Source organism: Arthrobacter sp. PL16 (assembly GCF_035985055.1).
GTDB lineage: Bacteria > Actinomycetota > Actinomycetes > Actinomycetales > Micrococcaceae > Arthrobacter_D > Arthrobacter_D cheniae.
In genome coordinates, this window is record NZ_JAXCIC010000001.1 from 213,797 (window position 1) to 229,071 (window position 15,275).

15 protein-coding genes and 1 pseudogene are annotated in these 15,275 nt (G+C 68.8%); 8 read left to right on the forward strand and 8 right to left on the reverse strand.

Features of this window, described 5'->3' with window-relative positions; all coding sequences use genetic code 11:
• Nucleotides 1–156: 156 nt before the first annotated feature.
• From RCH21_RS00985 to RCH21_RS01000, 4 genes are all read left to right on the forward strand, one after another.
• A complete protein-coding gene (locus tag RCH21_RS00985) occupies nt 157–1,737 on the forward strand; it encodes a S1C family serine protease (RefSeq protein ID WP_326962838.1) in 1,581 nt (526 codons plus the stop codon).
• A gap of 197 nt (nt 1,738–1,934) precedes the next feature.
• On the forward strand, nt 1,935–2,762 hold the full coding sequence (locus RCH21_RS00990; protein WP_326962839.1) for an electron transfer flavoprotein subunit beta/FixA family protein: 828 nt from the start codon (nt 1,935–1,937) through the stop codon (nt 2,760–2,762).
• A gap of 43 nt (nt 2,763–2,805) precedes the next feature.
• Entirely contained in the window at nt 2,806–3,753 is a 948-nt protein-coding gene (locus RCH21_RS00995; protein ID WP_326962840.1) for an electron transfer flavoprotein subunit alpha/FixB family protein, read from the forward strand.
• A 2-nt stretch (nt 3,754–3,755) separates the two neighbouring features.
• Nucleotides 3,756–4,511, forward strand: a complete 756-nt coding sequence (locus tag RCH21_RS01000) for a PIG-L deacetylase family protein (protein ID WP_120149355.1) — start codon at nt 3,756–3,758, stop codon at nt 4,509–4,511.
• Between the two features lie 96 nt (nt 4,512–4,607).
• Here the strand turns inward: RCH21_RS01000 and RCH21_RS01005 are convergent, their stop codons facing one another.
• The 7 genes from RCH21_RS01005 to folP all read right to left on the reverse strand — a co-directional run bounded on the left by RCH21_RS01005 (nt 4,608) and on the right by folP (nt 10,483).
• Complete coding sequence (locus RCH21_RS01005) at nt 4,608–5,459, reverse strand: anti-sigma factor (RefSeq protein ID WP_326962841.1); 852 nt, start codon at nt 5,457–5,459, stop codon at nt 4,608–4,610.
• Nucleotides 5,460–5,475: 16 nt separating this feature from the next.
• Nucleotides 5,476–6,093 (reverse strand): ECF RNA polymerase sigma factor SigK, encoded by a 618-nt coding sequence (sigK, locus tag RCH21_RS01010; protein WP_326962842.1) that lies wholly within the window; start codon nt 6,091–6,093, stop codon nt 5,476–5,478.
• A 180-nt stretch (nt 6,094–6,273) separates the two neighbouring features.
• On the reverse strand, nt 6,274–7,107 hold the full coding sequence (locus RCH21_RS01015) for a class I SAM-dependent methyltransferase (RefSeq protein WP_326962843.1): 834 nt from the start codon (nt 7,105–7,107) through the stop codon (nt 6,274–6,276).
• Between the two features lie 19 nt (nt 7,108–7,126).
• Complete coding sequence (locus RCH21_RS01020; protein WP_326962844.1) at nt 7,127–7,594, reverse strand: tRNA (cytidine(34)-2'-O)-methyltransferase; 468 nt, start codon at nt 7,592–7,594, stop codon at nt 7,127–7,129.
• A gap of 9 nt (nt 7,595–7,603) precedes the next feature.
• Nucleotides 7,604–8,572, reverse strand: coding sequence for a J domain-containing protein (locus RCH21_RS01025; RefSeq protein WP_326962845.1), 969 nt, complete (start codon nt 8,570–8,572; stop codon nt 7,604–7,606).
• Nucleotides 8,573–8,795: 223 nt separating this feature from the next.
• The gene (locus tag RCH21_RS01030) at nt 8,796–9,542 is read right to left on the reverse strand and encodes a pyrimidine reductase family protein (protein WP_326962846.1); all 747 of its coding nucleotides are present in this window, start codon (nt 9,540–9,542) and stop codon (nt 8,796–8,798) included.
• Entirely contained in the window at nt 9,539–10,483 is a 945-nt protein-coding gene (folP, locus tag RCH21_RS01035) for a dihydropteroate synthase (RefSeq protein ID WP_326962847.1), read from the reverse strand. Before folP ends, RCH21_RS01030 begins: the two co-directional genes overlap by 4 nt.
• A 104-nt stretch (nt 10,484–10,587) precedes the next feature.
• Between folP and RCH21_RS01040 the strand changes: the two genes are divergently transcribed.
• From RCH21_RS01040 to RCH21_RS01055, 4 genes and pseudogenes are all read left to right on the forward strand, one after another.
• The gene (locus tag RCH21_RS01040; RefSeq protein WP_326962848.1) at nt 10,588–11,814 is read left to right on the forward strand and encodes a cysteine desulfurase family protein; all 1,227 of its coding nucleotides are present in this window, start codon (nt 10,588–10,590) and stop codon (nt 11,812–11,814) included.
• On the forward strand, nt 11,811–12,950 hold the full coding sequence (gene mnmA / locus RCH21_RS01045) for a tRNA 2-thiouridine(34) synthase MnmA (protein WP_326962849.1): 1,140 nt from the start codon (nt 11,811–11,813) through the stop codon (nt 12,948–12,950). The genes RCH21_RS01040 and mnmA overlap by 4 nt, the downstream gene beginning before the upstream one ends.
• A 43-nt stretch (nt 12,951–12,993) precedes the next feature.
• Nucleotides 12,994–13,359: pseudogene (locus RCH21_RS01050) on the forward strand (chorismate mutase); the annotation flags it as partial.
• Between the two features lie 145 nt (nt 13,360–13,504).
• A complete protein-coding gene (locus RCH21_RS01055) occupies nt 13,505–14,536 on the forward strand; it encodes a hypothetical protein (protein WP_326962850.1) in 1,032 nt (343 codons plus the stop codon).
• A 68-nt stretch (nt 14,537–14,604) separates the two neighbouring features.
• Here the strand turns inward: RCH21_RS01055 and RCH21_RS01060 are convergent, their stop codons facing one another.
• The gene (locus RCH21_RS01060) at nt 14,605–15,273 is read right to left on the reverse strand and encodes a DUF4166 domain-containing protein (protein WP_326962851.1); all 669 of its coding nucleotides are present in this window, start codon (nt 15,271–15,273) and stop codon (nt 14,605–14,607) included.
• Between the last annotated feature and the right edge of the window lie 2 nt (nt 15,274–15,275).

Here is a 15,275-nt window from a genome sequence, read left to right on the forward strand (position 1 = left end):
GCGCGGAGGATACTGGAGACGCAGCCGGTTCCTTCGATGGAAGGAGCCAGGGCGCCCTTCGATCCCAGACACTTCACAGAAACCGCACAGCCAACGCATGCTCGACGCTCAGCAGGAGTTGCCAGGATGTGGTCAACAGCAATGAAAGGACCTCCCATGAACGAGCAGCACGGCTCACAGGGCAACTCCGACCGCCCATTGCCCCCGCAGCCGCAGACCCCGCCGTCCTGGGGGACGGGCTGGAACAATGAGCAGTCCACGAACGAGCAGCCGGCAGGGGCCGGCGGGTCTTCCCCCGAGGCGCAGCACCGTGGGGATCCAGTGGGGGACTACTCCGATACAGCCGCTCATCCGAGCACCGATCCACCGACGGCCCGGCATCAGTCCTTCCCCGCCCCGGATGCCGATCCCCGTCACCAGGGCTACCAGGCCGCTTCCGCACCGCACCCCGCCTACGCGGGCCACCAACCTTTCTACGGCGAGCAGAGCGGCTACGGGCACCCGGTGCAGGACGCCGGCGGCCGGACTGCCGTCAAGGACCGCAAGCGCGTCGGGCTCGCCACCTTCGCCGCTGGTGTCCTCGTCGCAGGGCTCATCGGCGGTGGCGTGGCCACCGCCGGCTTCAACGCGCTCGATACCAGCGCGGCCCCCGTGACATCGCAGGCACCACCCGAGTCGGTCGTGGTGAACAACACCGACGACGTGAACACCATCACGGGTGCCGCGGTCACCGCTTCGCCGAGCGTCGTCACGATCGCGGTCAGCGGTGGGAGCGCCAGCGGTTCGGGATCGGGCATCATCCTCGACACCGACGGTCACATCCTCACCAACACGCACGTGGTGACACTGGGCGGTCAGGTGTCGGAACCGACCATCGAGGTCAAGCTGAACGACGGCCGGGTCTTCCCTGCCACCGTGGTCGGAACCGATCCGCTGAGCGACCTCGCCGTCATCAAGGTCGACGCCCCGGATCTCACCGCCGCCACCCTCGGTAACTCCGACGAACTGAACGTCGGCGACACCGCGATCGCGATCGGTGCTCCGCTGGGCCTCAGCGGCACCGTCACCGATGGCATCGTCTCGACCCTCAACAGGACCATCAGCGTCGCGTCGTCGGCCGTACCGGAGGAGCAGCCGGACAGTACGGAGTCCGAGGACGGCGAGGGCTTCAACTTCCTGCCCCCGGGTGGCTCGGGCGAACAGCCGACGCAGTCGCAGGGCTCCATCTTTCTGAACGTCATCCAGACCGACGCCGCAATCAACCAGGGCAACTCCGGCGGCGCGCTGGTGGACGCGGACGGCAGGATCATCGGCGTGAACGTCGCCATCGCCTCGGGCGGCTCCGGGGAGTCGACAGGCAACATCGGCGTCGGATTCTCCATCCCCATCAACTATGCGGACCGCATCGCGAAGGAGATCATCGCGAATGGCGAGGCCACCCACGGCTTCCTCGGGGTCAGCGTCACGCCCGCCTTGAGTGATGGGGCGCAGAGCGACTCGAGCTTCCCATCGGGCGCGCTCGTCGAGTCGGTCGAGCCGGGGTCACCGGCGGAGGGCGCGTCGCTGGAGGTGGGCGACGTGATCACCAAGGTCGGCACCTACACGGTCAGCGACCCGCAGTCGCTGACCGCGGCGGTACGGGTACAGACCGTGGGCCAGCAGGTGCCGGTGGAGATCCTCCGCGGTGGCGAGTCACGCACGATCGAGGTCACCCTCGCCCAGGCGCCCACCCCGTAGCAGTCAGCACCCCGTGCGGGAATGAACAGGAGGCGGCCCCGGATCCGGGACCGCCTCCTGTTCGTTGAACGAGGGAGCGCGGGCGCAGGCACGACGGCGCTCATGTCGGAGCTCGCAGGTATCCCGATGAGCGTTGAGCGTCAGCCCTCTGTGGTTAGCTAGTCGGTGGGAAGATCCCGGAACGAGGAAGGTCATTCATGGACGAGGCCCCAGCACAAGGATTGCGCATAGCGGTCCTGGTGAAGCATGTTCCCGACGCGCAGTTCGACCGGCATATCAGCGGTGACGACCTGACGACCGTCCGCTCCGAGAGTATTCTCTCCGAGCTGGACGAGTACGCCCTCGAAGCGGCCCTCCAGCTGGTCGAGGCGCATGGGGGAGCGGACGCCGGACACCGGGTCACAGCCATCACGATGGGGCCTGCCGGCGCTGTTGCCGCGGTGAAGAAGTCACTCCAGATAGGAGCCGACGACGGCGTCCACCTGACCGACGACGCCCTGAACGGCTCCGACGCCTCGGCCACCTCCAAAGCCCTTGCCGCGCTCCTTCAGCGTGTCGGTCCCTTCGACCTGATCCTCACGGGCATGGCGTCCACGGACGGCGAGACATCCCTCGTGCCGGCTCAGCTCGCCGAACGGCTCGCCCTGCCCCAGGTCACGTTCGCCGCGTCCCTGAACCTCACGCCCGGCGACGGCGGCTGGACACTCGCCGCTCGTCGCGACAACGACACCTACGCCGAGACCATCGAAGCGCCCCTTCCTGCGCTCGTCTCGGTGACCGACCAGATCAACGAGCCGCGCTACCCGAACTTCAAGGGCATCATGGCGGCCAAGAAGAAGCAGATCCAGGTACTGTCCCTCTCCGACGTCGGGCTCCAGGCCGACGACGTGGGACGGGCCGGTTCGTGGACGACGGTTGAGGCCGCTGCACCGAGGCCGCCCCGCAGCCAGGGAATCGTCATCACGGACGAAGGCGACGCCGGCATCCGGCTGGTCGACTTCCTCGCCGGGCAGAAGCTCCTCTAGTCCGCTCCGACCCAACCCGCCCTTCTTCCCAGGAGTTCCCGCCATGACCACAGTCCTCGTCTTCCTCGATCATGCCGGGGCGAGCCTCGCGAAGAGCGAGCGCGAACTCCTCTCGCTCGGTGGCACCCTCGGCGACGGCGTCGTCGCACTTGCGGGTGACGCCGATCAGGCCTACCTCGACGGCGTCGGCTCGTACGGTGTCGAGGAGGTCTACCGTCCTGATTCCGGTGCTGTGTCCGAGGTGCTCGTGGCAGGCAAGGCGGCCTTCCTCACCGAGGCCGTACGTGTGTCCGGAGCAGGCATCCTCCTACTCGGCAACTCCTACGAGATGAAGGAGATCGCCGCGCGTGTGGGGGTCCGGCTGGAGTCCGGCGTCATTACGGACGTCGTCGCCCTGGACGGTGACCTGACGGCGACCAAGGCCGATTTCGCTGGTTCCTACACCGTCAGCTGCCGTGTGACCACCGGGGTGACGATCCTGACGGTCAGGCCGAACACCTTCGAGGCCGTCGAGGCGGGCCTCCCATCGGCACCCCGCGAAGTGCAGATCCCGGTAGAGATACCACCGGCCGTGGCCCGCATCACCGGACGGACGGACAAGCCCGTCAGCGGACGCCCCGAACTCGCCGAGGCCCGGGTGATCGTTGCGGGAGGCCGAGGCGTGGACGGCAACTTCGGTCCGCTCGAGGACCTCGCGGATGCACTGGGAGGGGCGGTCGGTGCGTCGAGGGCAGCGACGGATGCCGGCTGGATCGAGCACTCGGCCCAGATCGGCCAGACGGGCAAGACCGTGTCACCGCAGCTCTACATCTCGGCCGGCATCTCGGGTGCCATCCAGCAGAAAGCCGGTATGCAGACCTCCAAGGTGATCGTCGCGATCAACAAGGATGCCGATTCGCCCGTCTTCGAGATCGCGGATTTCGGGATCGTCGGCGATCTCTTCACGGTGCTGCCGCAGGCCACCGAGGAGATCCGGAAGCGCGGGCTGTAGGGGTGTCGGCCGGTCAACGGACGCAGGCTTCGCCCGAGCGCGTCCTGGTCTTCGCCGCCCACCCAGATGACATCGACTTCGGTGCGTCGGCGACCATCGCGGGGTGGACCGCAGCCGGTGTATCGGTCAGCTATTGCATCCTGACGGACGGTGATGCGGGAGGATTCTCCGACGAGGACCGGCCGGGTCTCGCGAAGCTCCGTCGCGAGGAACAGCGGGCCGCCGCCGCGATCGTCGGCGTCACGGACGTGACGTTCCTGGGGCAACCCGACGGGTTCCTCGAGCCGACGGACACCGTGATCCGCGGGATCGTCCGCCGCATGCGGGAAGTCCGGCCCGACGTCGTCCTGTCGATGCACCCCGAACGGAGCTGGGACCGGATCCAGAAGAGCCACCCCGATCACCTCGCGTGCGGGGAGGCTGTGACCCGGGCGGTATACCCGGCCGTGGAGAATCCCTTCGCGTATCCGGAGCTGGAGGCGGCCGGCCTCCGGAGCTACCGTGTTCCGTGGCTGTGGTTCTACGGAGCGCCGTCGCACCACGAGAACCGCTTCGTGGACGTGACCGGGCTCGAGGACCAGAAGCTCGCCGCCATCACCGCGCATCGGAGCCAGCACCCGGACGTCGATCGGATGCAGTCCAGGGTTCGTGCCATCCTGCAGGACAATGCCCGGCGGGGCGGCCTGCCGGAGGGACGGAGCGCGGAGGCCTTCCACGTCGTCGGCGTCAACACGGACGAGACCATCGCAGGCTTCTAGGCGCAGGTGCGCCCGCACCGCGCCCGCCAGGCATCAAGCACAACAGCCCCGCCGAAGGATCGACGGGGCTGAGAAGTGCGTTGTCGAGCCGGGAACCTAGGCGCCGAGTGGGATCTCGGCGACGATCGGCAGTGTCGGCGTCTCGGATCCGCCTTCGGGCTCCACGGTGATGGCGATGGCACTGAAGCCACTGATCTCGGGTAGTTCGGTGACCGCGCTACCGGCGACGTCGTCCCCGGTCATGGTGCTCACCGAGACCGGCGCCGTTCCGTCGGCAGGGATCCGCCACATCTGGTACACGAATCCCTCGGCGGGAGCGGGTATTCCATTGAGTGTTACGACGGCGGCATCCTGCTTGCTGGAGACGGCGAGTTCCGCGGTCCCTCCGGCCTGGAGCGTCAACTGCTCGGTCCTGACGTCCGACGCCTCGAGAACCTGCTGCTCGACGGTGGTCTGCTGCAGGTTCTGGGCGATCGTCACACCTCCGACGGCGAGCACTGCGGCGGCCGCTGCGCCCACGGCCCAACGGGCGGCCCGGGAGGACATGGAAGCCTTAGCGGATCGTCGGTTCGCCAACTCGTCCTGGATCCCGGGCCCTCCTGTTGCCGAGGAAGCGGGATCATCTTCTTCGACGGACGACGGCGATGCCGGTAGTCCCGACCCTGCGGCACTGGTGTCCGCCCCGGGGAGCTGCGCGACGATGCGTTCGAACAGGTCGGCCGGAGGCTCCACCTGGTCGGTCGCGTAGGCCGATGTCACCGTCTCCCGACAGGTGCGGACCCGCTCGGTGAAGGCTGTCCTGGTCGTCGGGTCCGCGTCCTCCAGGAACGCTTCGATGTTCCAGCGCTCCTCGCTGCTGATGGCATCCAGTGCGTAGAGCTCGGCCCACTCGAGGACATGGCCGCGGGCCAGATCCGTCTCGAGGTCATCTGCAAATTGTCTGTTCATATCCTTGTCCTGCATCTCAGATCACCCCTAGGCATGTCTTGAGTCGGAGTAATCCATCGCGGATTCTTGATTTGATGGTCGGTACCGCGACGCCGAGCTTCTCGGCCACCTCACGGTAGGTGAGCCCGCCGTAGTAGGCCATCTTCACCGATTCCTGCTGGGTGGCCGTCAGAGTGTCTAGACACCTCACGACACCCTCCGCCTCGAGGCGCTGGGTGACGGTGTCGACGACGTCGTCGTGATCGATGGTCTGGGTTGCCGCCCCGTAACGGGCTTCCCGGTCCGTGGCACTCTGCTCCGAGCGCACCTTGTCCACAGCGCGTCGGTGAGCGAGGGTCATGAGCCAGGCCATCGGGCTGCCGAGGGCTGGATTGAAGCGATCGGCGGTGTTCCAGACCTGGAGGTAGACCTCCTGGGTGGCGTCCTCGCTCAGGTCCGGATCGATGAGCACTCGCCGCGCCAATCCGTAGACACGCTTCGACGTCTGCTCGTAGAACTGCGCGAAGGCCGTGCGGTCCTGCCGTGCGATGCGCAACAGGAGATCGGTCAGGGTCGGACCGGCGCTGGGATCAATGGCCGACTCGTCTGCTGCGGGTGCGATGGGACTGACCCGGCTTACTCGTGGCGTTTCCATAGGGCTCCAGCATAAAGCGCCGGACGCCTCGAACCGAACAGCATCGGGAGGGTCGTGCTGCGGGGGACGAACACGTCCCTGCTGCAATAGCACCATTCCATTACTCCTGCCGGTCCGCGGTCAACTGCTGACACCAGGCATTCGGAGCAGGTAGATCCCCGGATGGCCCGGCGCGTCGTGCTACTCGGTCGCCCGGTACGAACCGACGGCGATCAGCGAGTCCGCGTTCAGGACGAAGTCATCGCCGAGCCGGTCCAGAAGAGCATCCCTGACGCGCTCCAGCGCGACAGGATCATGCGGCAGCAACGCTCGATAGCCGCTGCCCTGCGCGAGCGACCAGGCATGGTCGGCATCGAGGGGGACGGCCAACCCGAGCTTCTCCACCGTGACGTCGGTGAGGCCCCGGGCGCCGAGCCACTCCTGCAGACGATCGGCCGATGCGAGGCGCCTGCGGTTCTCGACGAAGACCGGAGTGGCCGACGGGCCGATCGAAGCGGCGCCGCCGGAGGGGGTGGTCCCGAGGGAGCGGATGGAATCGAGGAGAAGGTCCCCGAAGGGTTCGAGCGCCCTGTCGTCCCAGGCGCTGAGCGCCACGCGTCCGCCAGGACGCACCATGCGGACGATGCGGTCCATCGCGGTGTCCATGTCGTCGAGCAGGAGAAGGCCATAGCAACTGATGATGGCGTCGTACGGCGCGTCGGGAGTCCACTCGGAAGGATCCGCGCAGTGGTAGGAGACATTCTCGAGTCCAAGCGCTTCCGCCTTCGCCTCCGCGAGGTCGAGCATCGCGGAGGAACGGTCCACGGCATCGACATGACCGGCGGGGCCCGCGAGCTGAGCCGCGGGCACCGTGCCGGTGCCGGTGCCGGCGAAGACGTCGAGGACCCGCTCGCCCAGCAGGATGTCGGCTGCGGCCACGACCGCGTTGCTCACCGGGTTCCAGACGGCGGGCGCGAGGAGGTCGAAGTGTTCCGCGCCGCCGTCGGGCAGTGCTGCGGCATGGCGAGCGGGCATGGGGGCTCCTAGACGTCGATCATCGCTGCGCGCCTGCGAAGTCCTGTTGGCGCCAGGCTTCGTAGAGCACGATCGATGCGGTGTTGGCGAGGTTGAGCGAACGGCGCGAGGGCAGCATGGGAACCCGGACGCGGGCGGTGACGTGCTCGTCGTGCTTGACGTCCGCTGGGAGGCCGTCGGACTCACGCCCGAACATCAGCACATCCGAGGGTTCATAGGCGATGTCCGTGTAGGACACATCCCCGTCCGAGGTGTAGGCGAAAACCCGCCGTGGCTTCAGTGCGGCCCAGGCGTCGTCCAGCGTCCCATGGACGTGGAGGACGGTGAGGTCGTGGTAGTCCAGTCCGGCCCGTCTCAGCTTCGAGTCCTCGAGACTGAACCCCAGGGGTTCGACGAGATGCAGTTCCGCGCCGGCGACGGCGGCGAGCCTGATGGCGGCTCCGGTGTTGCCCGGGATCTCGGGGGTGTGGAAGAGGATGCGGAACACCGCTCCATCCTAGCTTCCGGCCGCGGCGAGCAAACGCGCGAGCACAGGCAGCTGCACCACGTTCGGCGTCGGACCCGAGGCCAGGAATGACCGGATGGTGCGGACGGCGGTACCGGCATTGACCACCTGGATCAGGTTCGGCGATGACCGGTCGAAGCCGGGCGGTACGTCGATCACCGGGGCGAAGGGATTATCAGGCGCCCCGTGGATGACCACCCAGCCGGCGACGTTGAAGTCCGGGAAGAGATCCTGCACGGCCCGCACGGTCACGGTCATGCGGTAATCCATCAGTCGGCCCTGGTGGCGCAGGGAGCGGCCGTCCCAGGAGAAATTGCCTGGTGGCGCGGTGAAGGAGTCGATGACGGCAATCCGGTAACCGGCGAGCAGCACATGTCCTGCTGCCGTGTCGTCCCGGTCGTCGAACTCGACCCCGTTGACCAGTCGCGCCGCGGGGTAGGTGGGAAGCAGGGCTCGTTCGAGCAGGGCGGCGGTCCTCAGTTCGCCGTCGATCCTGGCCCGGACGCCCCCGTTGAGCCTTCCGAACATGCCCGGCTGCCGCGGTGAGCCATGCACCTGCTTCCCGGCGAGAATCAGGGGTACAGCCGGGGGAGCCGACGGGGAGAACGGCGGGAGGTAGTTCGGGGGTGCCTTGGCGGCTTCCTCGTCCTCGACGCGTGTTCGCGTCGACTGCCGTGCGCCAGATGCCGCCGAGCCGGTGCCGGGGCCGGCACCCGCGCGGGGAGCGCCGGATGGCGTGGTGCGTCTGCGGCCGGTTTCGGCGTCGTAGCGCTCCCGCTGCTGTGGGTCGCTGAGGATCTCATAGGCGACGGCCACGTCGTGGAAGCGGGCGGCGCTGCCACCGAGATCGGGATGGGCCGTGCGTGCCGCACGTCGGTAGGCGTCCTTGATGGCTTTGGCGTCGGCCTCCGGGGGCACACCGAGGACGTCGTAATACGACTTCCGTGGTGCCTCTGCCATGGACGGCCTTTCCTGGGAGTTGCGCGGTTCCGGCAGGACCGGGACCCGACGTCGGCCTGAGCAGCCGCTGTCCGATACCACCTGAGACTAGAGGCACAGGTGGGTCCGGACAAAAGCCGTCAGCCCTGTCCGCCTGCTGCTCGGATGCCGGGAAGCGTTTCCTGGGAAGTGCAGGCACAGGTACAACGGAGCAGCCGCCCGGTAAGTTCTCCCCGGGACGGGCTCAGGAAGCCCGCCGGTACAGCGTATAGAGGGCGGACTCCTCCGTGAGGAGCGAGGCGAGCGTCAGGGCGACGGCGTCACCCGGGCTGTCGCCCGAGGAGATGCGCGGCCCGTCGCCGCCCGCGAGGAGGGGGCTGATCGACAGGCACAGCTCGTCCACGGCGTCGGACCGGGTGAAGCCGCCCAGCACCGCCGGACCGCCCTCGCACAGGACCTTCTGGAGACCGCGCCGCTCGAGCTCGGCGAGGACGGCGGATGTGTCCACCGTGTCCGTGCCGCAGTCCACGACGTCGGCCACGGCCTCGAGCGCGGCGCGCTTTCCTGCGGGGGCGCTGGAGGACGTGAAGATGATGGGACGGACAGGAGCCTGCGTGAAGAATCCGCTCGTCGCATCGAGGGCGAGGCTCCCCGAGATGACTGCGACGGCCGGATGCTCGCCGAGCCCGTGCGCTCCACGCCAGGACCGCGCGTCGTCGTCGACCAGCTCACCCTCGTACCCCTCGGCTCGGATGGTTCCCGCTCCGACGAGCACGACGTCGGCGAGGCGTCGGAGGACCGTGAAGATGCGCTTGTCGCCGTCGTTGCCGAGGCCGGCGGAGAACCCTCCGCTCGTCGCAGCGCCATCGGCGGCCGCGACGAAGTTGAACCGGACGTACGGCCTGTCCGAGGCGGGGTACGCGTAGATGCGGTGCAGGGCGTCGTCGTCGACAGCGGCGCCGGGTGCGGAGGGGATGAGGGAGGTGATCATGGTGCCGCCGGTTCGTTGTGGTCGCCCATGTTATGGCGGAGGTAGGCGGGTTCCCGCCAGCCGAGGATCGCCTCGGTCATGGTGATGGCCGCGCGGGACGCCGGAACGTTGTGCATGCGGACCACGCGGGCCCCGCCGAGGATGCAGATCACGGCGGCTGCGAGCGATCCCTCGACGCGTTCCCGCTTGGGCCGGTCGAGTGTCTCGCCGATGAAGTCCTTGTTCGAGACCGCGGCGAGGGTCGGAAATCCAAGCCCGGCGATCTCGGCGAATCGGCGGGTGATCTCCAGGGAGTGCAGTGTGTTCTTGTTGAGGTCGTGTCCGGGGTCGAGGAGGATGCGGTCCTCGGGGATGCCCAGCCGGACGGCCTCGTCGACCTTGCGCAGGAGGAACTCCGAGACCTCCTGCACGACGTCGTCGTAGGTGGGTCTCGGGAACACCGTGCGGGGTGCGGCGAGACTGTGCGTGATGACCAGGTGCGCGCCGGCCTCGGCGACCACGGCCGCCATGTCGGGGTCCCGCAGCCCGGTCGTGTCATTGACGACGTTCGCGCCGGCGGCGAGTGCCTGGCGGGCGACCTCGGGCTGGAAGGTATCGGCGGAGATGATGACGTCGGATGCGTCGCGGACCGCACTGATGACGGGGACGATGCGCTCGGCTTCCTCCGCGGCGGGGATCGGTTCTCCGGGGGAGAACGGAGCGCCGCCGATGTCCACCCAGTCCGCGCCGTCGTCGACCGCCCGGAGCGATGCGTCCACGGCCGCCTGGAGCGCGTAGGTCGCACCACCGTCGAAGAACGAGTCCGGTGTGCGGTTGACGACCGCCATCAGGGCGACCTGGCGGTCGAAGTCGATCGTGCGCGTGCCGAAGGTGTGCACCGCATGCCGGAGACCGGGCAGGTAGGTGCCGGAAGAGGAAGGAGCCGCTGCTTGACTGTCCACTCTGCATTCATACCACCGTGAACCGGGCGTTCACGTAGCCGCGGGCAGGCGTGACGGGCGCCACCGGAATCGGCCCGGCCGCGCGGCGCCCGTAGAATCGAGGTATGCCCGTGTATGTCGATCACGCGGCGACCACGCCGATCTCGGCGCCGGCGCTCGCCGCTCTCACCCTCGAACTCAGCCGGAGTGGAAACCCCTCCTCCCTCCACGGCTCGGGCCGCCGCGCCCGGCGCTCGGTCGAGGAGGCCAGGGAGACGATCGCCGCCGCGGCCGGTGCCCATGCGTCCGAGGTCATCTTCACCTCCGGCGGGACGGAGGCCGACAACCTCGCGATCAAGGGCCTGTACTGGGCGCGGCGATCGGCGGACGAAGCACGCACCCGGATCATCTGCAGTTCGATCGAGCACCACGCCGTGCAGGACACGGTCGAGTGGCTCGGGCGGCACGAGGGCGCGGAGATCGTCTGGCTCCCCGTCGATCCGACAGGCGTCGTCTCCCTGGACGCCCTGCGCGCCGCACTCGCCGACGCACCGGATCGCACTGCGCTCGTCACCGTGATGTGGGCCAACAACGAGGTCGGCACGGTGCAACCGATGAAGAGCATCGTCGCCGAGGCGGCGCGCTACGGGATCCCGGTCCACAGCGACGCCGTGCAGGCCTTCGGGTCCCTCCCGGTCTCCTTCGCGGACTCCGGCCTCGCCACCATGGCCGTGAGCGCACACAAGATCGGCGGGCCGGTGGGAGTCGGAGCGCTGCTCGTCGGCCGCGCTGTCGCCCTCACTCCCGTCCAGCACGGCGGTGGCCAGGAGCGCGACATCAGATCCGGCACGCTCGACGGCGCCGGTATCGCCGCCTTCGCCGCAGCGGCCGACGACGCCGTCGCGCACCTCGCGGTCGAGGGGGCCCGCCTCGCCTCGCTGAGGGATCGCCTGATCGACGGCATCTTGCGGAAGGTACCGGAAGCCGTCCTGCGCGGCGTCGCCCATCCGGCACCCGAAGGTGCGCGGCTCCCGGGCAACGTGCACTTCACCTTCCCCGGCTGCGAGGGGGACTCGCTCCTGTTCCTGCTCGACCTCGCGGGCATCGAATCCTCCACGGGTTCGGCCTGCACCGCAGGTGTCCCGCGTCCCTCGCACGTCCTGCTGGCCATGGGGCTGACCGAGGACGAAGCCCGCGGGGCCCAACGGTTCAGCCTCGGGCATACATCGACGGCGCAGGACGTTGACGCCGTGGTGGACGCAATCGGCGGGGCGTACGAGCGCGCCCGCAAGGCCGGTATGGCCGGCCACGCATCGACCATCCAAACGGCAGGAACGGGTTTTTCATCATGAGGGTACTGGCAGCGATGAGCGGCGGCGTCGACTCCGCAGTGGCGGCGGCGCGCGCGGTGGAGGCCGGGCACGACGTCGTCGGGGTCCACCTCGCCCTGTCCCGCATGCCCGGGACCCTGCGCACCGGCAGCCGCGGATGCTGCACCATCGAGGATTCACGGGACGCCTGGCGTGCGTGCGACATCCTCGGCATCCCCTACTACGTCTGGGACTTCTCCGAGCGGTTCAAGGAAGACGTCGTCGACGACTTCATCGCCGAGTACGCGGCAGGGCGCACACCCAACCCCTGCATGCGCTGCAACGAGCGCATCAAGTTCGCGGCGTTGCTCGAGAAGGCGCTCGCCCTCGGGTTCGACGCCGTCTGCACCGGTCACTACGCCAAGGTGATCGATGACGCCGACGGCAACCCGGAGCTGCACCGCGCCGCCGACTGGGCGAAGGACCAGTCCTACGTGCTCGGGGTCCTGACGCACGAGCAGCTTCGGCATTCGATGTTCCCGCTCGCCGAGACGCCGTCGAAGGCCGAGGTGCGTGCCGAGGCGGAGCGACGTGGCCTGTCCGTCGCCAACAAGCCCGACAGTCATGACATCTGCTTCATCCCCGACGGCGATACCCGCGGGTGGCTCGAGGAGCGCATCGACATGACCGAGGGTGACATCCTCGATGTCGACGGCGAGAGGATCGGCAGCCACCCCGGTGCGAACGCCTTCACCGTCGGCCAGCGACGCGGCCTCAAGCTCGGTACGCCTGCCGCCGACGGCAAGCCCCGGTTCGTGCTCGAGATACGCCCGAAGCAGAACGAGGTGGTGGTCGGTCCGGAGCATCTGCTCGCCATCGACGAGATGAGGGGCATCAAGGTGTCGTGGGCCGGCCTTCCCATCGACGAGGTGGCTACGGGGGAGGAGTTCGACTGCATGGCGCAGGTCCGGGCCCATGGTGATCCTGTCGCCGCTCGGGCCAGCGTAGGACTGTTTGACGGCGCCGCGCAGCTGATGGTCCGCCTGATCGAGCCGATGCGGGGCGTGGCGCCCGGTCAGACCGTGGTGCTGTACCAGGGCACGCGGGTACTGGGGCAGGCGACGATCGACTCCGCGCGGTCCGCGCTCCGCCCCGAGCCGGCCACGGCGCAGCGCTAGTCGCAGTTCACCCCGCCCCGCCGGCTTCTGCTTGACTGGACCCATGACGCATCCACGCAGTGGCTTCGACCCGGCAGCCAGTTCACTCGCAGGAGACGTAGCCCCCGAGGTAATGGCCGAGCTGCTCTCCGTGCGGAGCTCGATCGACAACATCGACGCCACCCTCGTGTATCTCCTGGCCGAACGCTTTAAGGCCACACAGCGCGTGGGACACCTCAAGGCCGAACACGACCTCCCGGCCGGGGACCCGCAGCGTGAATCCGCGCAGATCGCCCGGCTGAGGATGCTCGCCGAGGAAGCCCAACTGGATCCCGCCTTCGCCGAGAAGTTCCTGAACTTCATCATCTCGGAGGTCATCCGCCACCACCAGGCCATTTCGGAGAACCGCAGGCCCACGTCGGAGGGGGCGCGCGGCCCCGCGACGACGTCCGGTCCGGACCCTTCGGACCCGGAGCCTTCCGGTCCGGACCCTTCGGACCCGGAGCCTTCCGGTCCGGACCCTTCCGGTCCGGACCCTTCCGCTTCCGGTCCGATGGCGCCCCCCGGCAACGCCCGTGGCTGACGAGGACGGAACCACCGCGGTCCGGGCGACGGCGGCCGGCGACTGGCCCGGCACCGATCCGCTCGAGGCCGATCGCGCCGTGCGCGGCGAGCTCGGCGGGGCGAACGTCCCCTTCCTCCCGTCCCTGGCCGCTCGCGGGCCGGGAAGTGACGAGATCGGGCGCACGCTCGGGATCCTGGTCGAGATGCCCTTCGACCTCCAACCCCACGGGTGGCGGCTCGTGCAGCGGCCGGGCAAGGACCAGCGGCGTGCGGAGTCCGCGCTGTCCTCAGACATCAATGCGCTCGGGGACATCGCCGGCGCTGAGGAGCGCACGTCACCCCGCCTGAAACTGCATCTGCAGGGTCCGCTGTCGCTGGCCGCCGGCGTGCACCTGCACAACGGCGAACGGGTCCTGATCGATCACGGCGCACGGCGGGAGCTCTACGCCTCACTGGCTGCGGGTGCCGCGGAATTCGTGCGCCGGGCGTCGTCCGTGGCCCGCGGGGCCGAACTGATCCTCCAGCTCGACGAACCCGACGCCGACAGGATCCTCAGCGGACGCGTGCCCACCGCGAGCGGATACCGCAGCCTCCGGGCCATCGATCGGCGCGAGGCGACAGAGGCATGGAACCTCGTGACGGCGTCGGTCGTCGCAGCAGGAGCCTCGGGTACCGTGCTGGCGCCCGGCGACTCCGACGTCGCGCTCGATGCCGCCCGCGCCAGTTCGGCCACGGCACTCGCCCTGCACCTGCCGTCGATCACCGACCGCCAGTGGGAAGCGCTCGCGGAGAACATCGAATCGGGCCGCGAGCTCTGGCTCGCGATCCTCGATCCGCGCAGCCCGGTGCCACAGGTCAGCGCCCTCGTCGAACCGGTGCTGGCCGCCTGGCGGCGGGTCGGGTTGCCCGTCCGGGCGCTCGCCGCGTTGACCGCCACGACACAGCACGGTCTCGAGGTGCGGTCGCCGTCCGACGCCGTCCGGGTACTCACGCGCCTGGCGCAGGCCGCCGACGCGCTCGACCAGGTCCGCGCGGAGGGATAGTGAGGTCCCGCCTGTCGGCGGTTTTTTCGCTGGGGTCCTTTCCGCCGGCGGGTGCACCTTCGGCAGGGTCAGACGCGCTGTTCCCAGCGACGCGGTTCCGCACTGGAGGGCAGGACGCCGTCGAACTCCTGGGTGGCGTACTCGAACAGCCCTGCGTAGACGAGGAGCGTGCCGAGCTGACGATGCACGACGCGCGTCCTGATGCGGAAGGCGCCGGCGTCGTCGTCCCACCACTGCTCCACGTATGCGAGCGCTCCCAGGGCATCGGGCAGGGGAAGCCGGAGCCCGGCGAATACCCGCGTCCGGGAGGACACCATGCGGATGTGGCCCTCGTCGGTCGCCGTGCAGGTGAGCAGGGTGGCCATCCGGCGGTGTCGGCCCACGTAGTCGGTGAGGACGCCGTCCTGCAGGGAGGTCGTGTCCTCGAACACGCGAAGGGCCGTGCCGAAATCGAGCTCGCGCCGGGCAGTGAGGGCCGAGCGGCCGAAAGGGTCGACATGCGGGTAGTTGCTGATGGTGAAGGGCACGTCGCTGTTGTACTCGGGGAAGAAGGCGTTCTCGAGGGTGGTCAGTCGGAACGCGGGCCGTGCGAACCACGCAGGACAGCCGGCGACGTCGAAGACGCCTCGTCCGTGACCCGACACCCCGCTTCCCGCGTGCATCCCGAAGTACTCGCGCAACTCCGGCTGGAGGCGGCCGAAGTCAGTGCCCATCGCCTGCTGGTAGATCGAGATCATGC

What these genes read in the sequence shown, in the direction of transcription:
- RCH21_RS00985 (WP_326962838.1), top strand. Translation starts at nt 157, where the DNA reads ATGAACGAGCAGCACGGCTCACAGGGCAACTCCGACCGCCCATTGCCC.
- RCH21_RS00990 (WP_326962839.1), top strand. Translation starts at nt 1,935, where the DNA reads ATGGACGAGGCCCCAGCACAAGGATTGCGCATAGCGGTCCTGGTGAAG.
- RCH21_RS00995 (WP_326962840.1), top strand. Translation starts at nt 2,806, where the DNA reads ATGACCACAGTCCTCGTCTTCCTCGATCATGCCGGGGCGAGCCTCGCG.
- RCH21_RS01005 (WP_326962841.1), bottom strand. Translation starts at nt 5,459, where the DNA reads ATGAACAGACAATTTGCAGATGACCTCGAGACGGATCTGGCCCGCGGC.
- sigK (WP_326962842.1), bottom strand. Translation starts at nt 6,093, where the DNA reads ATGGAAACGCCACGAGTAAGCCGGGTCAGTCCCATCGCACCCGCAGCA.
- RCH21_RS01015 (WP_326962843.1), bottom strand. Translation starts at nt 7,107, where the DNA reads ATGCCCGCTCGCCATGCCGCAGCACTGCCCGACGGCGGCGCGGAACAC.
- RCH21_RS01025 (WP_326962845.1), bottom strand. Translation starts at nt 8,572, where the DNA reads ATGGCAGAGGCACCACGGAAGTCGTATTACGACGTCCTCGGTGTGCCC.
- RCH21_RS01030 (WP_326962846.1), bottom strand. Translation starts at nt 9,542, where the DNA reads ATGATCACCTCCCTCATCCCCTCCGCACCCGGCGCCGCTGTCGACGAC.
- RCH21_RS01040 (WP_326962848.1), top strand. Translation starts at nt 10,588, where the DNA reads ATGCCCGTGTATGTCGATCACGCGGCGACCACGCCGATCTCGGCGCCG.
- mnmA (WP_326962849.1), top strand. Translation starts at nt 11,811, where the DNA reads ATGAGGGTACTGGCAGCGATGAGCGGCGGCGTCGACTCCGCAGTGGCG.
- RCH21_RS01060 (WP_326962851.1), bottom strand. Translation starts at nt 15,273, where the DNA reads ATGATCTCGATCTACCAGCAGGCGATGGGCACTGACTTCGGCCGCCTC.